4 protein-coding genes are annotated in these 3,259 nt (G+C 65.1%); all 4 read left to right on the top strand.

All coding sequences use genetic code 11. The annotated features are described in order from the left end of the window. Nucleotides 1-651 (top strand): ABC transporter permease (locus JHD07_RS36205; protein WP_291630904.1); only part of this gene is annotated, 651 nt, incomplete at its 5' end. Beyond that, entirely contained in the window at nt 648-1,625 is a 978-nt protein-coding gene (locus JHD07_RS36200; RefSeq protein WP_291630902.1) for an ABC transporter permease, read from the top strand. The genes JHD07_RS36205 and JHD07_RS36200, both read left to right, overlap by 4 nt. A 41-nt stretch (nt 1,626-1,666) precedes the next feature. Continuing rightward, nucleotides 1,667-2,641 (top strand): sugar ABC transporter substrate-binding protein, encoded by a 975-nt coding sequence (locus JHD07_RS36195; RefSeq protein WP_291630900.1) that lies wholly within the window; start codon nt 1,667-1,669, stop codon nt 2,639-2,641. A 74-nt stretch (nt 2,642-2,715) separates the two neighbouring features. After that, complete coding sequence (locus JHD07_RS36190; protein ID WP_291630898.1) at nt 2,716-3,003, top strand: YciI family protein; 288 nt, start codon at nt 2,716-2,718, stop codon at nt 3,001-3,003. Nucleotides 3,004-3,259 lie beyond the last annotated feature (256 nt).

Genomic DNA, 3,259 nt, shown 5'->3' with positions numbered 1-3,259 from the left:
GGCCTGCTGGTCGGCACCGCCTTCGGCCTTGCCAACGGCTGGCTGGTTGCGATCGTGGGCATCCCGCCCTTCGTCGCGACCCTTGGCACGCTCGGCATGGCGCAGGGACTGTCGCTGATCGTCAGCGACGGCCAGAGCGTGGTGGGCATTCCCCATAGCGTGCGCGACATCTACTCGGCGACGCTTCTGGGAGTCCCCGTTCCGATCGTGATGGCGCTCGTAACCTACGCGGTCTTCCACGTGCTGCTCTATCATACGAGGTTCGGCACCTACATCTTCGCGCTCGGCGGCAACCGCGAGGCGCTGCGCTATGCCGGGCTCTCGCCCAACAGGCTGCTGATCGCGGTCTATGCGATCGGCGGCGCCATGGCCGGCATTGCCGGCCTGTTGATGACGGCGCGGATGAACTCCGGCCACCCCACTGCCGGCCTCGGGCTCGAATTCGAGGCCATCGCGGCGGTCGCCGTCGGCGGGACCTCGTTCGAGCGCGGCAATGGCTGGCTGCTTGGCACGCTGCTCGGCGTCCTCTCCGTCGGCGTGCTGCGCAACGGGCTGAACCTGATCTCGCTGCCGTCCTCGGTTCAGGTCGCAAGCGTCGGTGTGCTCGTCATCCTCGCGCTGTTCCTCGACGGACTCAGGAGCCGGGCATGACCGACATCACCAAAGAAGCGATGATGCCCCCCCGCTCGTTCCTGTCGCAGGATGCGATCCAGGTGTTCTATCGCCTGCTCGCGGCGCTCCTGATCTGCGCCGCGCTCGCCGTGCTCAGCGATTCTTTCCTGAGCCTCGGCAACATCCTCAACGTGCTCCGCCAGGCGAGCCTGACCTTCTTCATTGCCTCGGGCCTGACGCTGGTGGTCCTGACCGCCGGCCTCGATCTCTCCGTCGGCGCCAATGTCGCGCTGTCGGCCTGCCTCGCCGGCACGGTGATTCACACGACCGGCTCGCCTGCGCTCGGCATCCTCACCGGGCTTGCGAGCGGCGGCCTCGTCGGCCTGCTCAACGGCATCATGGTCACCGCGCTACGCATCCCCTCCTTCATCGCCACCTACGGGATGCTCTGGGTGCTGAACGGCCTCACCTATTGGTACATGGCGGGCGAGACCCTGCACGGCTTTCCGGCCGGCTTCCGCCAGATCGGCAGTGGCTATCTGTTCGGCCTGCCGATCCCGGTCTATCTGCTGCTGGTGTTCCTCGGCATCGGCACGTTCTTCGCGCAGCGCACGGTCTGGGGCCAGGAGATCTATGCGATCGGCGCCAATCCGGTTGCGGCGCGCCTCTCCGGCATTCCGGTCGCGCGGCGCCTGCTGCTGGTCTATGCGGTCTCGGGCACCATGGCGGGGCTCGCCTCGATCATCTTCCTGTCGCGGCTCAATTCAGCCGAAGCCGACATCGGCGAGAGCCTGACCTTGCCGGCGATCGCGGCCGTGCTGATCGGCGGCACCTCGCTGTTCGGCGGCGTCGGCACCGTGTTCGGCACCTTCATCGGCGCGCTGATCCTCACCCTGGTGCTGAACGGCATGAACCTGCTCTCGGTCAGCGCCAACTGGCAGCCGCTCGTCACCGGCGTCATCGTCATTCTCGCGGTCTGGCTCGACATGAAGACGCGCCGCCGCGCGCAGTGAGTTCTAGCAATCCAACAAGCAAAACGAGGGATGGAAGCAACATGAGAAAGACAATGGGCTATATGGCGCTGCCGCTGCTGATGGCGACTGCGTTCACCACTACGGCGCGCGCCGACGGCGAGACCATCGCCGTCTTCACCAAGAACCAGACGAACCCGTTCTTCCAGACGGTGCGGGTCGGCGCCGACAACATGGCGAAGGTGCTGAACGCGAAGACGCTGCAATACATCCCGACCAAGCCGGACTCGATCCCCGAGCAGCTCAGCCAGATCGAGGACGTCGTGGTGAAGAAGCCGAGCGCGATCGTGTTCACGCCAGTCGACTACAAGGCGATGGTTCCGGGCGTCGAGAAGATCAACGAGGCCAAGATCCCGCTCGTCAACATCACCGACCGCTCGGCCGGCGGCAAGTTCCTGTCCTTCGTCGGCGCCGACGATTATAGCCTCGGGCTGGAGACAGCGCGCTTCCTGCTGAAGACGCTGGGCGGCAAGGGCAACATCGTCATCATCGAGGGCGTCAAGGGCTCGCTGACCAATGTCGACCGCGTCCGCGGCTTCAACGACGCCCTGAAGGAGGCGCCCGGCGCCAAGCTCCTGGCCTCGCAGCCCGGCAACTACCAGCGGCTGCAGGCGCTCCAGGTCATGGAGAACCTGATGCAGTCGAATCCGCAGATCGACGGCGTGCTCGCCGCCAACGACGCCATGGCGGTCGGCGCGATCGAGGCGCTCGACGGCGCCAATCGCAAGGCGCAGGTGATCGGCATCAACGGCACCAAGGAGGCGATCGACGCGATCAAGTCCGGCAAGCTGCTCGCGAGCGGCGACTACAACGGCTTTGCGCAAGGCTGTCTCGGCACCATGATGGCGATCCGGTCCTTGCGCAATGAGCCCATCATCGCCGAGATCGTGCTGAAGCCGACGGTGATCACCAAGGACAATTACCAGCCGTTCGACGTGCCGCTGGAGCAGCGCAAATGCCCCACCTTCGAGGAAGCCGGCAAGCTCAGCGCGAAGTAAACTGACCGATCACTGCGAACCCGGACGGCCGCAGCTGCGGCCGTCCCAATACCGAAGCAAGACACGGAGACACCATGCTGTTCGCCATTCACGCGCTCGATCGCGCCGGAGCGCTCCCGACGCGGCTTGCCAATTACGACGCCCACAAGGCGTTCCTGAGCGACACCTCGCGCTTCGGGGTCAAGATCGTGATGTCGGGGCCGCTGGTGTCCGACGACGGCCAGACCATGATCGGCAGCCTGTTCCTGATCGAGGCCCCTAGCCGTGGCGAAGTCGAGGCCTTCAACCGCGCCGATCCGTTTGCCGCGGCCGGGATCTGGGACAAGGTGACGATCACCGGCTTCCTGCGCCGGCAGGGTTGAGGTCCGCCATCACAAAGTTACGAAAACAACCCCATGCACAGTAGAACAGGCTTGTTTTCGCTTACGAATTTCCGATTCACCGCGCGGCCTCCGATCCGAGGCCATCTCGACGCAGATCGGCGGTGGATTTTGACTCGTCGGGCAAAACAGCGGCATAATGCCATCGTCACCCGACGTCAGTCGCACCTTCCGTCAGAGCGATCGCATATGGCTCTGCGCGAGTTGAGCGCGCGCCTCGTCCTTCGAGACGCCCGCC

This window comes from Bradyrhizobium sp. (assembly GCF_016462955.1).
Classification (GTDB): domain Bacteria; phylum Pseudomonadota; class Alphaproteobacteria; order Rhizobiales; family Xanthobacteraceae; genus Bradyrhizobium.
This window is presented reverse-complemented; position numbering and strand designations above follow the sequence as displayed.

What these genes read in the sequence shown, in the direction of transcription:
- JHD07_RS36190 (WP_291630898.1), top strand. Translation starts at nt 2,716, where the DNA reads ATGCTGTTCGCCATTCACGCGCTCGATCGCGCCGGAGCGCTCCCGACG.
- JHD07_RS36200 (WP_291630902.1), top strand. Translation starts at nt 648, where the DNA reads ATGACCGACATCACCAAAGAAGCGATGATGCCCCCCCGCTCGTTCCTG.
- JHD07_RS36195 (WP_291630900.1), top strand. Translation starts at nt 1,667, where the DNA reads ATGAGAAAGACAATGGGCTATATGGCGCTGCCGCTGCTGATGGCGACT.